Here is a 16,596-nt window from a genome sequence, read left to right as displayed (position 1 = left end):
GAACCCCCGAGACAGGCCTAGTGAACATAGGACACCCACTGGCCGGGCGCCCGCTCCATCACCCCCATGGGTACGCCATAAATGGATTCCAGGATGCCGGAATCCATGATTTCACGGGGGCTGCCATCGGCCACAAGCTGCCCGGATTTCAGGGCCACCAGGCGGTCGCAGAATCGTGCCGCAAGATCCACATCGTGCAACACAACGACAACCGTGAGGTCCCTTTGTTCGGCAAGACGATGTACCAGGCGCAGGGTTTCAACCTGATGTTTTACATCCAGGGCCGATATGGGTTCATCAAGAAGCAGGCATCGGGTTTGCTGGGCCAGCAGCATGGCAATCCAGGCGCGCTGGCGTTCACCACCAGAGAGTGTGTCCACGGAGCGATGCTGGAAGGCTCCGAGCCCGGTGTCGTCGATAGCCCCGGTAATCAGTTGGTGGTCTTCGTCGTTATAGCGGCCCAGGGGCCCGCGCCAGGGGTAACGGCCCAGGGCAACCAGCTCGCGAACTGTCAAACCATCAGTGCCCGGGGGATGCTGGGGCAGGTAGCCTACATTGCGGGCAAACTCCCGGGCCCCTGTGTTCCGGAAAGATTTTCCCAGCAGCTGTACTTCACCTGAGGCCGGCGCAAGCTGGCGGGCAAGCACCTTGAGCAGTGTAGACTTGCCGGAGCCGTTGTGCCCGAGCAGGGCTGTCACCTCACCCTCAACGAAACCGAGGTTGAGGTTTTGCAGTATGGTGGTGTCGCCAATACGAACACCGAGATTGGAAACGTCAAAAAAAACAGGCATGCAGGCTCCCGGAATTCTGAGGGCCTGCAGGATAATTTAAATGCGAATCACTATCAATATTTATATCGTTAAACGGCAGCCTGGATCTGACCGGTCTGCACTCGCCATTGGTTGGCGTAGGCGCCATCCTGTTCCAGCAGCTCCCGGTGAGTTCCCTGTTCAAGCACTTTGCCGCCTTCAATGACCGCAATGGAGTCGGCGTCAACGATCGTGGAGAGCCGATGTGCGATCATGATCACGGTCCGGTTATGGCCAATGCGCTTCAGGGATCGCTGGATGGCGGCCTCTGTTTCGTTGTCCACGGCGCTGGTGGCTTCATCGAGTACCAGAATGGGCGGGTCCTTCAGCAATGCCCGCGCCAGCGAGAGGCGTTGCCGCTGTCCTCCCGACAGACGAACACCGCGTTCACCTACCGGTGTATCCAGACCCTCCGGCAGGGCTTCGATGAAGGACCAGGCTTCCGCGGTTTTTGCGGCATCGATGATGTCGGCATCGGTGGCAGCCGGATTCCCGTAAGCCAGGTTTTCCCGGATCGTGCCCTCGAATAGATAGACATCCTGGCTCACCAGCCCGATCGAGCCGCGCAGGGAATTCAGGCTGAGGTCCCGAATGGGTTGGCCATCGATGCGGATTTCGCCGTTGCTCGGGTCGTAGAACCGGAGCAGCAACTTGATCAGGGTGGATTTGCCGGAGCCGGTAGCGCCCACCAGCGCAAGGGTGTTGCCCGCTGGCACGGTCAGGCTGATATCCCGGATACCGGCGCCGCTGGAGGGATAGTGAAAGCTTACTTTGTCCAGCTCAACGTTGCCTTTTACCGGTGCCTCGAGGGCCTTCCCGCCCTCATCACGAACGTGCACGGGTTCGGCCAGAAGGTCCAGAATCCGGCGTGTGCTTGCCATGGCACGCTCGAACAGGTCAATCACCTCGGCAAGGCCTGTCAGCGGCCAGAGCAGGCGCTGGGTCAGGAATACCAGCACGCCATAGGCACCCACGTTCAGGCTGCCCTCGAGGGCCATCATGCCGCCCACCGTAAAGGTGGCCAGGAAGCCGGCGAGGATAGCCATCCGGATGACAGGAATAAACGCGGAACTGATACGGATGGCTCGGCGATTGGCCTCTACGTAGGCTTCGCTGCTCTCCTTGAGTCGTTTGGCTTCCCGCTGTTCGGCGGTAAAGCTCTTGATGGTGGCAATGCCGCCCAGGTTGTTCGCCAGACGGCTGGACAGGTCGCCCACTTTTTCCCGAACGTCGGCATAAAGCGGCCCGGCTTTGCGCTGGAAATAGAAGGCGCCCCAGATAATCAGGGGAATGGGTGTGAAGGCCAGCAGTGCAATAAGCGGTGAGAGTACGAAGAAGACGGCGCCCACGGCAACGACGGTCACCAGAACCTGAATCATCGCGTTGGCGCCACCATCAAGGAAGCGCTCTAGCTGGTTGACGTCGTCGTTCATGGTGGCCACCAGCTGACCAGAGCTGCGGGCCTCGAAGAAGCTCATGTCGAGGCGCTGGGCATGCTCGTAGGCGTCCTGACGCAGATCCGATTGCAGTCGTTGGGCCAGATTGCGCCAGAGGATCTGGAACAGGTATTCGAACAGGGATTCACCGGCCCAGATAAAGAAGGTGAGTACCGCCAGAATGGTGATCTGTTCCTGAGCGGTTTCAAAGCCCAGGCCTGCCACAAAGCTTTCTTCCTGGTTGACGACCACATCAATGGCGACGCCGATCAGGATTTCAGGGGCAATATCGAACAGTTTGTTGATGATCGAGCAGGTTGTAGCGGCGATGATCTGCCGGCGATATCCCCGGGCGTATCTGAGTAGGCGAGCCAGGGCAGCAAAACTGCTGGTGGTTTTGTGGCTGTGTGAGGACATACTCCGCTTCTCTCCCGTGTATCAGGCAGGCCAGAGGTAAGCCTGCAAATAGTAAGGCGGGAAGGGTAGCGGATCTGTCTTGGTTTTAAAATAGAATCATTATCACCTGCGGGCGTTTCTTTGGAGCCAGCGGTCGAGTTTGTCAGCAAATTCCTTGCGGTCGGTCTGGCTGAACGGGGCTGGCCCGCCGGTGACCTGACCGGCGTTGCGCATTTCTTCCATGAAGTTTCGCATGGCCAGGCGCTGGCGGATGTTCTCTTTGGTGAAGGCCTGGCCGCGGGGGTTGAACACGTCGGCGCCTTTTTCGATGGCCTCTGCGGCCAGTGGTATGTCCTGGGTGATCACCAGGTCGCCCTCCTGAATCTGGTCCATGATTTCGTTGTCGGCGACATCGAAGCCATGGGGGACCTGGCGTCGCTTGATGTAGGGGCTTGGGGGAAGGTTGATGGCGTGGTTGGCGATGAAGGTGGTGTCGATTTGCCAGCGGGTGGCGGCGCGGCAGAGGATTTCCCGGATTGGGACGGGGCAGGCGTCGGCGTCGACCCAGATTGGCATGGTGGTTCCTTCTGTTTGCGTGGTTCTGTGCAGAGTTTACCTGTTGTTGATATGAGCCTGATAGATATTGCCCGCGTATCTCTCATAGGGCTGCGGACATTGGTGCTGGAGGCATTGGGAGCCCCCTTCCAAAAACCGCTACGAGCACGTCCATGTGCGCTTGTTTCAGGCCATCCTTGGCCTTCAACATTTTTGGAAGGGGGCTCCCAATGCCTCTATCGGGCATCTTCAGTTCATCCGCGACTCCTACAGCACGTTTGGATCTTTTGGGGAGGTAGCAACTATGTGTGTTCGATTTCTAATAACTGTCTTTCTGGCTGGGGCCCTGTGTTTCAGCGTTTCCGCTGCCGATAACAACGAAGAAGCCTGGGATGCCCTGCGAGAGGGACGAGCGGTTCTGATGCTCCGCCATGCCTTGGCGCCTGGAACCGGTGATCCGGGCAACTTTGATATCAACGATTGCAGCACCCAGCGGAATCTGAACGATACCGGTCGGGAACAGGCCCGGGCGTGGAAGCCGTTTCTGGCGGACCATGGGATTACCGAAGCGCGGGTCTTCAGCAGTCAGTGGTGTCGCTGTATGGATACCGCTACCGGAATGAACATGGGTGAGGTGACGGAGTGGCCGTCGTTGAATTCGTTTTTCCGGAATCGTGGTGACGGGCCGACTCAGACGCGGCAGACGATTACTCTGGTGAACCAGCTCGAAGAAGGCGCGCCGGTTATTCTTGTGTCCCATCAGGTGAACATCACGGGCCTGACCGGGATTTTCCCGTCGTCGAACGAGGGGGCTATTATCGCCTTGCCTTTGTCGGAAGATCCTACGGTGCTGGCGCGCGTCTCGCCCGGGCGTTGATGGTATAATGCTGCGCTCATTTAATTAACAGGAAATGATAATGTCGCAGCTTCCCCCATGCCCGCAGTGCAGTTCCGAGTACACCTATGAGGACGGCGTTCAACTGGTTTGTCCCGAGTGTGGGCATGAGTGGTCTGAGGCGGAGGCTGCGGCGGCAGACGCCGCGAAGATGATTCGCGACGCCAACGGCAATGAGCTTCAGGATGGTGATACGGTTACGGTCATTAAGGATCTTAAGGTAAAGGGCTCCAGTTCCGTGGTTAAAGTCGGCACCAAGGTAAAGAATATCCGCCTGGTGGACGGCGATCATGATATCGACTGCAAGATCGACGGGATTGGTGCCATGAAACTGAAGTCGGAATTCGTCAAGAAGGCCTGATTCCCAGCGTTGCGTCCGGGTTCTGTCTTTGTCTCCGTTGGTGATTCTCCGGATTATCTGCGGCTATTTGTCGCACTGAAAAACTTGGATGCATGGGACTGACTTTCTATTCTGTACCCCGACATCATCGACAAGGAATACCGGAAATGAAGTACTGCCTGAGTGTGTTTTTGCTGGCATTGGCTCTGGTGGCGCCTGCAGCCATGGCCCATGATTACAGCCAGGGTCCTGTGACGGTCGATCATCCCTGGAGCCGGCCCACACCGCCCGGTACCCCGATGGGAGTCGGATATATGAGTATCTCCAATAATGGCAGCAGTGATATCTCCCTGGTAGGTGCTGCGACCCCGCGGGCAGGCAACGTCTCGATTCATGAAACCAGCATGCACGATGGTGTGATGCGTATGGCGCCGGTAAAAGATGGGCTACCCATACCTGCGGGCACTACGGTTGAGTTGAAGCCCCACAGTTTTCACCTGATGCTGGAAAAACTGGAAAGCCCGTTGCGCGAGGGAGAGAGCATTCCGCTGACCCTGCGTTTTGAGGGTGCGCAAGAAATGCAGGTTGAGCTCAATGTTGAACCGCTGGATGGCGAGGTGATGAAGAAACAGAGTATGGACCACTCCGGCAAGGAAATGGACCACAGCGGGCACTGACGTATCTGCCCGGCTTGGTTCTGAAGACTACTGACCGGGCTACCACTCCTTGTCTTCGGCGCTTTCCTCAGCTTCGATCTCGGCCTTCCTGGCTTGAATCTTCTTCATTTTTTCATCGGAGATTTTCATGCTGTGTGCACTGTCACGCAGTATCAGCAGGCTGCCGACGATCAAGGCCAGGGCGAGAATTATGAAGACCCATCCTATGGCTGGCATGTCTACCTCCCTCAATTGATCCCGTTTACTACATAGTGGACCACGCGTTCATCTGTCACAACCGTCAGGCATCTTGCCAGAGGGTTGTCGGGTCCAGCCGGTAGTACCCTTGCAGTGCCGCATAAACCTCGGGCTGCTCGTGTTTGAGATGACTCGGTTGCTGGAAAAACGCCTCAGTCAGTACTGCAAAGAATTCGGCCGGTTCAGTGGCACCGTAGGGGTCAAGCCATGGCTTCTGGTGGTGATGCAGGGTGTGCCTGAGATGTTCGTAGGCGTGGGTCATCGACGTTTGCCAGTGCCTGGCCTGTTCACCGCTGAGGGGTGGCGCACCGTCCGCGGTGCCGTCGAGATAATCCAGCTGGTGGGCGAATTCATGGAGTATCACGTTGTGGCTGCTGTGCCGATTCCTGGCGGCTTCCTCACACTCTTTCCAGGCCAGAACCACCTGACCCCGGCTTGAAGCCTCGCCGGCACGTATTTCGTGGCTTTCGCTGACAACCAGTCCGTCGCTTTCAATGTCTCTGACATGATAGGCGTCGGGATAGACCAGAATGCTGCTTACCTCGTCAAAGTCCGAGTATGGGCGGGCAAGAATGAGCAGGCAGGCGTGGCCAGCAATGGTCACTCTAACCCTGTCGTCCACTTCAAAGCCGTCACAGCCATAGAATTCTTTTTCGGCGAGAAAAAGCTGTACCCGCTGCTCCAACGTCTGCTTCAGGGTTTCAGGAAGCTGCCGGTAAAGCGGCACGCTCTCCTCAAGATGATGGCGCCACGGGGCTGGAAAGGGGGCTCTCAGTTCCCTCTCTCTCCGCCAGGTACGGTAAAAAAAGAGGTAAAAAGTGGTGGCCGCGATCAGGGTCACTGCAAAGACTGCGAAAACAAGTGCTGCTGACATGGCGCTCCCGGCGAGCGTTAATGGGTTAGCCCTATCTTACAGAAAAACCCCATCTGCAAGGGGCGAGGTTGCGTATTGCTGGTTGTTCTCGAACGCAGGGGATGTAAAGCTGATTGGGCTGCACTCATCGTCAAGGAGGTTGATATGTCGGATAATTCCATTGTTGTGATCACCGGAGCAAACCGGGGCATTGGTCTGGAGCTTGCCCGGCTGTACGCAAGCCGCGGCTGTTCGGTGATCGGCGTGTGTCGGGAAGCTTCGCCGGAGCTGAAAGAGGTCGCGGCGCGGATCATTGACAGAGTTGATGTGACGACTGATGAGGGCGTGGCAAGACTCGTGGCTGGACTGGAAGGCGAGCACATCGACCTGCTGATCAATAATGCCGGTCTGCTTCAGGATGAGAAGCTGGGCAGCATCGACTTTGATTCCATTCGAACGCAGATGGAAATAAACGCCTATGCCCCGCTTAGGGTGGCTGAAGCGCTGGTTGACCAGATTCCCTCGGGAGGCAAAATCGCCAACATTACCAGCCGCATGGGCTCTATCGCAGACAATGACTCCGGCGGCCGCTACGGGTACCGCGCCTCCAAGGCAGCGCTCAATGCCTTCGGCAAGTCCCTGGCGATGGATCTGAAGCCCCGGGGTATCGCCGTGGCACAATTGCATCCGGGCTACGTTAAAACCCGCATGGTGAATTTTGGCGGGTTGATCACTCCCGAGGAATCGGCAAAGGGCCTGGCAGAACGCATTGATGGCCTGACCCTCGATAACACGGGGTCATTCTGGCATAGCAATGGCGAAGAACTGCCGTGGTAGATTAGCGGCTTACTTTAATTGGAAGGATTATTCAGATGAGTCTGGCAATTGCACTGCACGTTCTTTCCGCAGTGATCTGGGTTGGCGGCATGTTCTACGCCTACATGGCGATGCGCCCGGCCGTTGTTGAGGTTGTAGAAGCCTCCCAGCGTGGTCTTTTGTGGTCGAAAACTCTTGAGCGATTCTTTCGCTGGGTGTGGCTCTCGGTTGTTTTGCTCCTGGTCACCGGTTACTGGATGATTTTCAGTGTGTTTGGCGGTATGGCTGGTGCTGGCTGGCACATCCACGCCATGCAGACGCTCGGCCTCGTGATGATGCTGATCTACTTCCACGTGTATTTTGCGCCTTTCCGGCGGCTCAAGCAGGCGGTGGCAAACAAGGATCCCCAGGCTGGTGGTGTTCAGGTGCGAAAAATCCGTCGGCTGGTCGGCATCAATCTGATCCTCGGCCTGATTGTGGTCGCGATAGGGTCTGGCGGTCGGTACCTGTGACCGGCTGGGCGATGAGGGGCCGATATCATGTCTGATATTCGAAAGAGAGCCATTGCCGGCCTGAAAACCGGGGATTCGTTCACTCTGGTGCGCACCTTCACTGAAGAAGAGACTCTTTACTTCGGCGAGATCAGTCGCGATCAGAATCCGGTCCATTACAGCGATGAATTCGCGCAAGCGAAGAATCTGCAGGGAAAAATCTGCCATGGCCTGCTGGTTGGAGGAATGATCACGGAAGTGGGCGGGCAGATCGGCTGGCTGGCGTCCGGCATGAATTTTCGCTTCCGCCGGCCGGTGTATTTTGGCGATACCATCACCTGTGTGTTCACCATCACCGAGGTGGATGAGCGTAATCGGGCCCGGGCCGAAGCGATTCTCTCGAATCAACACGGAGAGCCGGTCATCGAAGCCTGGTTGACGGGTGTTCTTCCGGGGCCCAGGGAACAGCAGGTGATGTCAGCAATGATCAGCGAAGAGAAAACCGCCTCTGCTGGCTGACCAGCGCCGGCCGAGGCCTCAGTCCTCCTCGGCGTCCCTCATGCGTTCCTGTCGCTCCCATTCTTCCTCTTTTGCCGCATCGATGATTTCCATCAGTTCGTCAACGTTGGCAGCGGTATCATCGTGCTGGAAGCAGCCGGTGAGCTTGCTGTCCGGGTGCAGGTCGCCTGACTCGTAGAGCGCCCAGATCTCCTTGCCGTAATCGGTATTCAAAAGTTCCGGCGCGAATCGGCCAAAATACCGGCGCATATTCTCCACATCGCGCTCCAGCATGCGCTCCGCGTTATTATTCCCGGCTGCATTGACTGCCTGGGGGAGATCAATGATGACTGGTCCGTTGGCATCGATCAGAACGTTGAATTCCGAGAGATCCCCATGGATAAGACCGGCACTCAACATGCGGACGACCTCGCGGATAATCTGGCCGTGGAAGTCGCGGGCCTGTTCCGGGGAGAGCGTAACATCATCCAGCCTGGGCGCGGCCCGGCCATCTTCATCCGTCACCAGCTCCATCAGCAGTACACCGTCCACGAAGCCCAGTGGCTCGGGAACCCGGACGCCGGCCGCGGCTAGCTGGTAGAGGGCGTCTACCTCGGCGTTAAGCCAGGCACCTTCCTGCTCCTTCTGGCCGTACCTGGTTTTCTTACTCATGGCACGGGCCCGTCGGCTGTTCCGGACCTTTCGACCTTCCTGGTACTCCACCGCCTGCTTGAAGCTTCGCTTGGCGGCTTCCTTGAAAACCTTGGCGCAGCGGGTCTGATTGCCACAGCGCACCACATAAACCTGCGCTTCCTTACCGCTCATCAGCTGGTAGAGCACCTCATCCACCATGCCGTCATCCACAAGCGGTTGTAATCTCTTCGGCACTTTCATAAAACCTTTCAGGCGGAAAGTGAGTCGGCCAGCCGCGTTGATTGATCTGGAACAAGGCTGGATCTGGGCAGGGCAGGGACAATGACTGCTACGGAGCATAGCTTACATGAAAATCTTTTTCCTGATCCTGTTGATTGTGCTGGTCGCGACTGCCTTGGCCCTCTGGTTCTGGCGCCAGACCGACCACGCTTCGGATCATGCCGCCATGGCCAGGTTGGCGGCTCTGCAACCAACTGCACCAGAGCGCTTTGATGTTTCTCTTCTGGAGGGACTGCCGGAGCCTGCCCAGCGCTATTTCCGGTACACCATTCAGCCTGGTACACCTCTGTATACCGTGGCGCGGATATCGATGACCGGGAAGTTTGGCATGGGCAATCGGGAGTCGCCCGACTACATGGATATGCAGGCCTCACAGGTTCTGGCCATGCCCGAAGGCTTTGTGTGGAAGATGGGTGCCAGCCGTGGCGCCCTGAGGGTTTCTGGCTCAGACACCGAAAAGTGGACGCGGTTCTGGCTGATGGGTTTGTTGCCAGTGGCCAGGATGGGCGGTGATGCGGATCACACCCGTTCGGCTTTCGGTCGCTATGTGGCAGAGTCGGTATTCTGGACACCCGCAGCCCTGCTGCCGGGCCAGGGGGTCAAGTGGGAGCTTGTTGATGTCAATACGGCGCGCGTGATTGTCCGTCATAACGGTATGGAGCAGGCCGTGGATGTTGTGGTGGCCGAGGACGGCCGGCCGCTCCAGGTGAATTTTGACAGGTGGACCAACGCGAATTCGGAAAAAGTCCATCGCTTGCAGCCCTTTGGCGGCTACCTGTCAGAGTTTCGGGAGTTTGACGGGTTTCATTTACCGACCCGGGTGGAAGCCGGGAACTTCTTCGCCACGGAAAATTATTTTCCTTTCTTCATTGCAAGCGTAGCGGACATCGAATTTCCGAAGCATGACGCAATCGGGCACCCGGAATAGGGCCCCGGATGCCCCGCTATCTTTAACGAACAACAAATACCGAAATATCACTGTGTTTGACGATATTGGCGCCGTTCGAGTGGAGAATGTGTAGCCGGTCGCCAATTCCCGGAGGATGTGAGGCCATCACCACCAGGTCAGTGCCGGTTGTTTTGATCGCCTCAAGCAACTTGTCATCAAGCTCTACGGCCGTATCAGCAGATTCAATCACCATGCTGTCGGTGTCGATCCCATGGGATTTCCCCTGCTCTTCCGCGAACACACTCAGCTTCTCGGCAAGCTCTTTCGGGTTATGGGCAGCCGCTCCCGGGGTGCTGTTTGTCACGCTTACGTAGCACAGGGTGGCGTTGTAGTGTTTGGCAATATCAATGGAGGTATTGAGCGCCTTGACCATTTTATCGGTATGGGCGAGGTCGACCGGAACGAGTATCTTGCTGTACATACGAGTTCTCCTTTTCCGCCTGAGATGCAGAACCTTGGTCTTCTGTCCTGAACCCAGATTGGCAGTACCCTTTCAGGTATGTCAAAAAAAGCCCGGTGAAGTTCACCGGGCTTTTGCGGTCTAAGGTGCCTGGTTACCGTTACACCAGGTTGTAAAGAAACACCACGGCGATACCCGCAGGCGTCAGGTATCGAAGAATGAACATGAATGCCCTGTAGCTGCTTCCCTGCAGACCAATATCGGCCGGCAGGCCTTCACGTTTCATTGCCCATCCGGCAAACAGGGCAATGGCCAGCCCGCCGAGTGGCATCATCAGGTTGGAGACCAGGAAATCGAGCAGGTCGAACACCGTCTTGCCCTCGAAGAACGGGATGAAGCCGAGCGGATGCACGCTATCCCAGACGTTGAACGACAGCACGGTACCGATACCGATAAACCAGATCGCGAGGCCACCACCAAGCGCGCTTTTCGCCCGGCTGACGCCTTTGTGTTCCTCCAGCCACTCCACCACCGGCTCCAACATGGAAATGGCCGACGTGATGGCTGCTACCAGTAGCAGTGCGAAGAAAATGGTGCCGAACAGGGCACCGCCACTCATCTGGCCAAACGCCAATGGCAGGGTTACAAAAATCAGGCCGGGGCCGGCGCCAGGTTCCAGGCCATTGGCAAACACCAGCGGGAAGATGGCGAGTCCCGCAAGAAGGGCGACGCTGGTGTCCAGAACGGCAATGGTCATGGCGGTTCTGGCAATATTCACCGTCTTTGGCAGGTAAGAGCCGTAGGCCATCAGAACACCAATGCCGATGCTCAGGGTGAATGCTGCGTGACCCAGGGCGGTCAGAACACCAGCGGTGGTGAGCTTGCTGAAGTCCGGCGAGAACATGAAACTCACGGCCCGGCCAAAGCTGCCGCTGTTCATGGCGTAGATCACCATCGCAATCAGCAGCACGAACAGCAATGGCATAAGCATGTTCACGGCTTTCTCAAGCCCGGAGCGAATGCCCCGACCGACGATAAACACGACGATGGCCATGAACACGGAATGCCACATCAGCAGTTCCCAGGGATTGGCCAGCAACCCGCCGAACTGGCCGCCAATGGCCTCGGCATCGGCACCGGTGAACAGTCCGGTTGCAGCCTTGCCGATATAGACCAGCGCCCAGCCGCCAATTACGGCGTAAAAAGACAGCACCAGGAACGAGGCAATAACGCCATTCCAGCCGATCGCCCTCCAGCCTCTGGCGGTGCCTTCGGTTTTGGTCAGGGTGCGCATGGTCGCTACAGGGCTCTGTCCGCCCCGGCGGCCAATCATGGTCTCGGCAATCAGAACCGGCACGCCGATCAGGAAGATGCAGGCCAGGTAGATCAGAACGAAGGCGCCGCCGCCGTTCTCTCCGGTAATGTATGGAAACTTCCAGATGTTCCCGAGGCCTACCGCCGAGCCGGCAGCGGCCAGGATAAAAGCCATCCGTGAAGACCAGAGGTTGTTGGCCTGCTGGTGTGGTTGGGTACTCTCACTCATTCTTTTCTCCGGCTAATTGTTTTTGTCGGATTGATGGTTATTGTCTCAACAGTAATTACTTGCCGAGCACCTCGCTCAGTGCTGAAGCGACTTGTGGCAAAACGCGGCCATTCAGGCCGGCGACATTCACGCGGCTGCTGTCGAGCATGTAGATGCCATGCTCCTTGCGTAATTCGCTAACCTGCTCGGGGCTGATACCGAGGAACGAGAACATGCCCCGCTGACGGGCGATGAAACTGAAGTCTCCCACCGGCGCGAATGCGTCAGCAAAGGCGTGGCGCAGGTGCAGGATGCGCTCGCACATGCCGTCAAGCTCCTGCTGCCACCGGGATCGCAGGCCGTCATCGCCGAGGATGGTCTCCACAATCGCGGCACCATGGGCGGGCGGCATCGAATAGTGGGACCGGATAACGCTGAGCAGTTGACTGGTGGCAGCTGCGTTCACCGATGCTGTTCCCGAAATCAATGCGAGAGCGCCGGTGCGCTCCCGATAAAGTCCAAAGTTTTTGGAGCACGACGCTGCTACCAGCATTTCCGGTACCGCACTGGCCAGATGCCGCAGGCCCGCCGCATCTGCATCCAGGCCCTCGCCAAGGCCCTGATAGGCCATATCCACAAAGGGCAACAGGCCCTTACGCTGGATCAGGCTGGTCACTTCCTGCCACTGGGCCAAGCTCAGGTCGGCGCCAGACGGGTTGTGGCAGCAACCGTGTAGCAGCACCACATCGCCCGCGTCGGCCTCTTCCAGGGTTTCCAGCATGGCGCCGAAGTCTACCTGCAGCGTCTGTGGATTGAGGTAGGGATATTCGCGAATGGTCATGCCAGCGCCACCCAGCAGGGGGAGGTGGTTGGCCCAGGTGGGCGTGCTGACCCAGACTTTTGTATCCGCCTTGCACAGGCGAAGGAATTCGGCGGCCATGCGCAATGCGCCGCAGCCACCCGGCGTCTGTATTACCGATACACGGCCGTCCCGGATCAGCGGGCTGTCGCTGCCCAGAATCAACTCCGCCATGGCACTGTTAAAGCCGGCAGAACCGGCAGGCCCCACGTAGCTCTTGGTGGTTTCTCCCTCAAGCAGGCGACGTTCTGCTTCATGCACGGCGGCCATGATGGGCGTATTGCCGGCATCATCCTTGTAGACTCCGATGCCCAGATCTACCTTGTCCGGCCGGGTGTCCTCGCGGAAGGTCTGCATCAGTTTCAGGATCGGATCCTGGGGCAGGGGCTGGAGCGCTTCAAACATGGTTTGCCTCCTTGTCGGCCTGTTGCGTGCGGATCAGCGTCGGGCGACCGGTGTCGAGAGCCTTGATCAGCTGTGTCTGTTTTTCACGGATGCTCTCTGCAGCTTGTTCCCTGACAGGACCGTAGCCCCGGACATCAGCGGGCAGTTCTGCCAGTTGCAGGAAGGTTTCGTAGTTGCTGGCATTGAGTTCACGGCAAATTCGCGCAACCAGGTTCTGGTAGTCCTTCAGCATGGCGCGATCAAGCTTGCGGTCTGCGGAGTAGCTGAACGGGTCCACTGCGGTTCCTCGCAGGCCGCGAAGTTTGGCCAGAAGTCGGAAAGCCCGGAACATCCAGGGGCCGAAACGGCGCTTTTTCGGGCGACCCTGGGCATCGGTTTCACCGCTGAGCAGTGGCGGGGCGAGGTGGAAATGAACCTTGTAATCCCCTTCGAAGGTTTCCTTGACCTCTTTCATGAAGTCGGTTTCGGCAAACAGTCGGGCCACTTCGTACTCATCCTTGTAGGCCATGAACCGATACAGCTGTTGGGCCACTGCGCGGGTCAGCAGAAGATTGGTTTCACCGAGGGCTTCCTCGGCCTTGCGGACTCCGGCAACGGCGTCCCGGTATTGGTCGGCCCAGCGCTGGTTCTGGTAGTTGATCAGATGCTTGTGACGGGTGTTGATCAGCTCGTCCAGGGTTGGTTCGGGCTTAACCTCGACCACCTGGGCGTTGTTGTCGTCCAGCAGATCGGTGACAGCGCTCGGATCCACGGCTGCCAGACGGCCCCAGCCGAAGGCTTCCTTGTTCCTGTCGATGGCGACGCCATTGAGTTCGATGGCTTTCATCAGAGCCGCCTCTGACAGGGGCAGCAGGCCTTTCTGCCAGGCAAAACCGAGCATCATCACGTTGGAGAACACGGTGTCGCCCATCAGTTTTTCAGCGATACCGTTGGCGTCCAGCTGGTCGAAGTGATCCTCGCCCACGGCGTTCTTCAGTAGCCCAAGGCGCTTGTCGGCCTTCATATCGGCGTCGCGGAAGAGCACGTAGTCGGCAGTCGGCAGTTCCGCCTCGTTCGCGACAATCCGTGTGTGGTTTGGCCGGAGCACGCTCAGGGCCTTCTGGGAAGACGCTACGACCAGATCGCAGGCGATGACCGCATCGGCCTGGCCATTGCTGATCCGCACCTGATGGAGCTTGTCCGGGGAAGGTGCCATGCGCACGTAGCTCAGTACCGTCCCGCCTTTCTGGGCGAAGCCCATGAAATCCAGTACCGAGGCACCGCGGGATTCCAAATGGGCGGCCATGGTGATCAGCTGTCCCACGGTTACCACGCCCGTGCCGCCGACACCGCCCACGAGCAGATCGTAGGAGCCGCTCATCTCCGGTAATTTTGGAGCTGGAATGTCAGCCAACTTGCGGGTGAGCACGGAGCCGGTATCCACACCCCGGGATTTGCGTAGCTGCCCGCCTTCAATGGTAACGAAGCTGGGGCAGAAGCCGTTGACGCAGGAGAAGTCCTTGTTGCACGAGGACTGGTCGATCTTCCGCTTGCGCCCCAGTTCCGTCTTGCGGGGTACAACCGATAGGCAGTTGGACTGTACCGAGCAGTCGCCACAGCCTTCGCACACATGGTGGTTGATAAAGGCCCGCTTGGCCGGATCCGGGAACTGGTTGCGCTTGCGCCGGCGGCGCTTCTCGGCAGCACAGGTCTGGTCGTAGATCAGCACGGTGCAACCAGGGATGTCGCGCAATTCACGCTGCACCTGGTCGAGCTCGGATCGATCGTGGAAGGTGACATCCTTGGGGAACAGATCATGATGGTCATCGTACTTCTCCGGCTCATCGCTAAGCACGACAACCCGCTTTACCCCTTCTGCTGCCATTTGCTGGGCAATCCTGTCGACGGTGATCTGCCCGTCCACGGGCTGACCGCCGGTCATGGCCACGGCGTCGTTGAACAGGATCTTGTAGGTAATGTTGATGCCGGCGGCCACCGCCTGGCGAATCGCCATGGAACCGGAGTGGAAGTAGGTGCCTTCACCCAGGTTCTGGAAAACGTGGGGGTTGCCGGTATAGCGGCTCTTGCCAATCCAGTTGACGCCTTCGCCACCCATCTGGATGAGGGATTCGGTGTTTCTGCCCATCCAGGATGCCATGAAGTGGCAGCCGATGCCGGCCAGGGCCTTGCTCCCCTCCGGCACCTTTGTGGATGTATTGTGGGGGCAGCCGGAGCAGAAATAGGGCATACGCTTGACGCCGCCCGGATCCTGGGCGTTGGTCATGGCACTGATTTCAGCCATCTGTTCACTGACGTCCACCGAGAAAAAGCGACCGAGTCGGGCGGCCAGGAAGCTGGCAACCAGTTTTGGGCTCAGCTCGCCAACGTACGGGATCAGCGGTCTGCCCAGTTCGTCCTGCTTGCCGGTGATCAGAACCTCGCCGGGGCGGTCCGGCTCGGACATGTATTCCTTGATCTGGCTCTCAATAATGCCGCGCTTTTCCTCGATCACCAGGACTTCTTCTTTGCCGTGAACGAAATCCAGGATGCCGCGACGCTCGAGGGGCCAGACCATGCCAACCTTGTAGATATCCAGCCCCATGTCCCGGGCCTTGTCTTCATCAATGCCCAGCAGATCCAGGGCTTCAAGCAGGTCCAGATGGCTCTTGCCGGTAGTGACAATGCCGAAGCGGGCTTGTTTGTTATTGAACAGGCAACGGTCGATGCGGTTAGCCCGGGCAAAGGCCTGAACGGCCGCAAGCTTATGCTCGATCCGGGTTTCCAGCTGGGGGCCGGGCAGATCCGGCCAACGGTAATGCAAACCGCTTTCCGGGGCGGTGAAGTCATCCGGCGTGATGAAATCCGGTTCCGGCGGGATTTCCACAGACGCCGCGCTTTCCACGGTTTCCGAGATCGCCTTGAAGCCGACCCAGCAGCCGCTGTATCGGGACAGGGCATAACCCCAGAGGCCAAACTCCAGGTACTCGGCGATGTTGGCGGGGTTGATGGTTGGCATGAAGAAGCTCATGAACGCCACATCGGACTGATGGGGCATGGACGACGACACGCACCCGTGGTCGTCACCCGCCACGACCAGCACACCGCCATGAGGCGAAGAACCATAGGTGGTGCCGTGTTTCAGGGCATCGCCGGCCCGATCGACGCCCGGGCCCTTGCCATACCAGAGGCCGAAAACCCCATCCACCTGCCGGTCTTCATCGGTCTCCACCTGCTGGGTCCCCAGCATGATCGTAGCGGCGAGATCCTCGTTGATGGCGGGAACAAAATCGATCCTGTTCTCGTCCAGCAGGCCCTTGGCCTGCCAGAGCGCCTGATCGACGGCACCGAGGGGGGAGCCCCGGTAGCCACTGACCATGCCTGCGGTGTTCAATCCCTGTTTTCGATCCAGGGCGGCCTGCATCAGGGGAATTCGAACCAGGGCCTGCGTGCCGGTCAGGAAAACCCGGCCGGATTCCCGCAAGTAACGGTCTTCGAGTTTGTAATTGTCGAGTTGGGGGGTATCGGCGGACATGGCGCCCTCCTTTT

At 58.3% G+C, this 16,596-nt stretch carries 17 protein-coding genes; 7 read left to right on the top strand and 10 right to left on the bottom strand.

Features of this window, described 5'->3' with window-relative positions:
* Positions 1 to 17 precede the first annotated feature (17 nt).
* The 3 genes from ABNF92_RS05375 to ABNF92_RS05365 all read right to left on the bottom strand — a co-directional run bounded on the left by ABNF92_RS05375 (position 18) and on the right by ABNF92_RS05365 (position 3,217).
* Positions 18 to 791 carry an ATP-binding cassette domain-containing protein gene (locus ABNF92_RS05375; protein ID WP_209398639.1) on the bottom strand — a complete coding sequence of 258 codons (774 nt, stop codon included), beginning with the start codon at positions 789 to 791 and terminating at the stop codon, positions 18 to 20.
* Between the two features lie 68 nt (positions 792 to 859).
* Complete coding sequence (locus ABNF92_RS05370) at positions 860 to 2,662, bottom strand: ABC transporter ATP-binding protein (RefSeq protein ID WP_349343669.1); 1,803 nt, start codon at positions 2,660 to 2,662, stop codon at positions 860 to 862.
* A gap of 102 nt (positions 2,663 to 2,764) precedes the next feature.
* Positions 2,765 to 3,217 (bottom strand): YaiI/YqxD family protein, encoded by a 453-nt coding sequence (locus tag ABNF92_RS05365; protein ID WP_349343668.1) that lies wholly within the window; start codon positions 3,215 to 3,217, stop codon positions 2,765 to 2,767.
* A gap of 283 nt (positions 3,218 to 3,500) precedes the next feature.
* Between ABNF92_RS05365 and ABNF92_RS05360 the strand changes: the two genes are divergently transcribed.
* The 3 genes from ABNF92_RS05360 (at position 3,501) to ABNF92_RS05350 (ending at position 5,108) form a co-directional block, all read left to right on the top strand.
* Entirely contained in the window at positions 3,501 to 4,073 is a 573-nt protein-coding gene (locus ABNF92_RS05360) for a histidine phosphatase family protein (RefSeq protein ID WP_291909712.1), read from the top strand.
* Positions 4,074 to 4,113: 40 nt separating this feature from the next.
* Positions 4,114 to 4,452 carry a zinc ribbon domain-containing protein YjdM gene (locus ABNF92_RS05355; RefSeq protein WP_014576332.1) on the top strand — a complete coding sequence of 113 codons (339 nt, stop codon included), beginning with the start codon at positions 4,114 to 4,116 and terminating at the stop codon, positions 4,450 to 4,452.
* Between the two features lie 146 nt (positions 4,453 to 4,598).
* Entirely contained in the window at positions 4,599 to 5,108 is a 510-nt protein-coding gene (locus ABNF92_RS05350) for a copper chaperone PCu(A)C (RefSeq protein WP_349343667.1), read from the top strand.
* A gap of 39 nt (positions 5,109 to 5,147) precedes the next feature.
* Here the strand turns inward: ABNF92_RS05350 and ABNF92_RS05345 are convergent, their stop codons facing one another.
* Entirely contained in the window at positions 5,148 to 5,324 is a 177-nt protein-coding gene (locus ABNF92_RS05345; protein ID WP_136629612.1) for a DUF2897 family protein, read from the bottom strand.
* Between the two features lie 64 nt (positions 5,325 to 5,388).
* Positions 5,389 to 6,219, bottom strand: a complete 831-nt coding sequence (locus ABNF92_RS05340) for a M90 family metallopeptidase (RefSeq protein WP_349343666.1) — start codon at positions 6,217 to 6,219, stop codon at positions 5,389 to 5,391.
* 144 nt (positions 6,220 to 6,363) lie between these two features.
* On the opposite strand from ABNF92_RS05340, the gene ABNF92_RS05335 reads away from it, so the two are divergent.
* The 3 genes from ABNF92_RS05335 to ABNF92_RS05325 are packed head-to-tail and all read left to right on the top strand — an operon-like array spanning position 6,364 to position 8,024.
* Complete coding sequence (locus ABNF92_RS05335; protein WP_349343665.1) at positions 6,364 to 7,035, top strand: SDR family oxidoreductase; 672 nt, start codon at positions 6,364 to 6,366, stop codon at positions 7,033 to 7,035.
* Positions 7,036 to 7,070: 35 nt separating this feature from the next.
* A complete protein-coding gene (locus tag ABNF92_RS05330; protein ID WP_349343664.1) occupies positions 7,071 to 7,526 on the top strand; it encodes a CopD family protein in 456 nt (151 codons plus the stop codon).
* Between the two features lie 27 nt (positions 7,527 to 7,553).
* The gene (locus ABNF92_RS05325; protein WP_209398616.1) at positions 7,554 to 8,024 is read left to right on the top strand and encodes a MaoC family dehydratase; all 471 of its coding nucleotides are present in this window, start codon (positions 7,554 to 7,556) and stop codon (positions 8,022 to 8,024) included.
* A gap of 18 nt (positions 8,025 to 8,042) precedes the next feature.
* Here the strand turns inward: ABNF92_RS05325 and ABNF92_RS05320 are convergent, their stop codons facing one another.
* Positions 8,043 to 8,897 (bottom strand): PA4780 family RIO1-like protein kinase, encoded by an 855-nt coding sequence (locus ABNF92_RS05320; RefSeq protein WP_349343663.1) that lies wholly within the window; start codon positions 8,895 to 8,897, stop codon positions 8,043 to 8,045.
* Between the two features lie 106 nt (positions 8,898 to 9,003).
* Here ABNF92_RS05320 and ABNF92_RS05315 point away from each other — a divergent pair, with 106 nt between their 5' ends.
* Complete coding sequence (locus tag ABNF92_RS05315) at positions 9,004 to 9,864, top strand: DUF6544 family protein (RefSeq protein ID WP_349343662.1); 861 nt, start codon at positions 9,004 to 9,006, stop codon at positions 9,862 to 9,864.
* 22 nt (positions 9,865 to 9,886) lie between these two features.
* On the opposite strand, the gene ABNF92_RS05310 is transcribed toward ABNF92_RS05315, so the two are convergent.
* From ABNF92_RS05310 to ABNF92_RS05295, 4 genes are all read right to left on the bottom strand, one after another.
* A complete protein-coding gene (locus ABNF92_RS05310) occupies positions 9,887 to 10,306 on the bottom strand; it encodes a universal stress protein (protein WP_069184187.1) in 420 nt (139 codons plus the stop codon).
* 139 nt (positions 10,307 to 10,445) lie between these two features.
* Positions 10,446 to 11,828, bottom strand: coding sequence for a sodium-dependent transporter (locus tag ABNF92_RS05305; RefSeq protein ID WP_209398610.1), 1,383 nt, complete (start codon positions 11,826 to 11,828; stop codon positions 10,446 to 10,448).
* A 55-nt stretch (positions 11,829 to 11,883) separates the two neighbouring features.
* Positions 11,884 to 13,071, bottom strand: coding sequence for an amino acid aminotransferase (locus ABNF92_RS05300; protein WP_349343661.1), 1,188 nt, complete (start codon positions 13,069 to 13,071; stop codon positions 11,884 to 11,886).
* The gene (locus tag ABNF92_RS05295; protein ID WP_349343660.1) at positions 13,064 to 16,582 is read right to left on the bottom strand and encodes an indolepyruvate ferredoxin oxidoreductase family protein; all 3,519 of its coding nucleotides are present in this window, start codon (positions 16,580 to 16,582) and stop codon (positions 13,064 to 13,066) included. The genes ABNF92_RS05300 and ABNF92_RS05295 overlap by 8 nt, the downstream gene beginning before the upstream one ends.
* Between the last annotated feature and the right edge of the window lie 14 nt (positions 16,583 to 16,596).

It is taken from the genome of Marinobacter sp. MMG032 (assembly GCF_040112695.1).
GTDB lineage: Bacteria > Pseudomonadota > Gammaproteobacteria > Pseudomonadales > Oleiphilaceae > Marinobacter > Marinobacter salsuginis.
Note: the sequence above shows the minus strand (reverse complement) of the source record. Positions and strands in the feature narration are given on the sequence as shown.

Excerpts from the sequence above, each read along its gene's own strand:
- ABNF92_RS05375 (WP_209398639.1), bottom strand. The coding sequence starts at position 791 with ATGCCTGTTTTTTTTGACGTTTCCAATCTCGGTGTTCGTATTGGCGAC.
- ABNF92_RS05370 (WP_349343669.1), bottom strand. The coding sequence starts at position 2,662 with ATGTCCTCACACAGCCACAAAACCACCAGCAGTTTTGCTGCCCTGGCT.
- ABNF92_RS05365 (WP_349343668.1), bottom strand. The coding sequence starts at position 3,217 with ATGCCAATCTGGGTCGACGCCGACGCCTGCCCCGTCCCAATCCGGGAA.
- ABNF92_RS05360 (WP_291909712.1), top strand. The coding sequence starts at position 3,501 with ATGTGTGTTCGATTTCTAATAACTGTCTTTCTGGCTGGGGCCCTGTGT.
- ABNF92_RS05355 (WP_014576332.1), top strand. The coding sequence starts at position 4,114 with ATGTCGCAGCTTCCCCCATGCCCGCAGTGCAGTTCCGAGTACACCTAT.
- ABNF92_RS05350 (WP_349343667.1), top strand. The coding sequence starts at position 4,599 with ATGAAGTACTGCCTGAGTGTGTTTTTGCTGGCATTGGCTCTGGTGGCG.
- ABNF92_RS05345 (WP_136629612.1), bottom strand. The coding sequence starts at position 5,324 with ATGCCAGCCATAGGATGGGTCTTCATAATTCTCGCCCTGGCCTTGATC.
- ABNF92_RS05340 (WP_349343666.1), bottom strand. The coding sequence starts at position 6,219 with ATGTCAGCAGCACTTGTTTTCGCAGTCTTTGCAGTGACCCTGATCGCG.
- ABNF92_RS05335 (WP_349343665.1), top strand. The coding sequence starts at position 6,364 with ATGTCGGATAATTCCATTGTTGTGATCACCGGAGCAAACCGGGGCATT.
- ABNF92_RS05330 (WP_349343664.1), top strand. The coding sequence starts at position 7,071 with ATGAGTCTGGCAATTGCACTGCACGTTCTTTCCGCAGTGATCTGGGTT.
- ABNF92_RS05325 (WP_209398616.1), top strand. The coding sequence starts at position 7,554 with ATGTCTGATATTCGAAAGAGAGCCATTGCCGGCCTGAAAACCGGGGAT.
- ABNF92_RS05320 (WP_349343663.1), bottom strand. The coding sequence starts at position 8,897 with ATGAAAGTGCCGAAGAGATTACAACCGCTTGTGGATGACGGCATGGTG.
- ABNF92_RS05315 (WP_349343662.1), top strand. The coding sequence starts at position 9,004 with ATGAAAATCTTTTTCCTGATCCTGTTGATTGTGCTGGTCGCGACTGCC.
- ABNF92_RS05310 (WP_069184187.1), bottom strand. The coding sequence starts at position 10,306 with ATGTACAGCAAGATACTCGTTCCGGTCGACCTCGCCCATACCGATAAA.
- ABNF92_RS05305 (WP_209398610.1), bottom strand. The coding sequence starts at position 11,828 with ATGAGTGAGAGTACCCAACCACACCAGCAGGCCAACAACCTCTGGTCT.
- ABNF92_RS05300 (WP_349343661.1), bottom strand. The coding sequence starts at position 13,071 with ATGTTTGAAGCGCTCCAGCCCCTGCCCCAGGATCCGATCCTGAAACTG.
- ABNF92_RS05295 (WP_349343660.1), bottom strand. The coding sequence starts at position 16,582 with ATGTCCGCCGATACCCCCCAACTCGACAATTACAAACTCGAAGACCGT.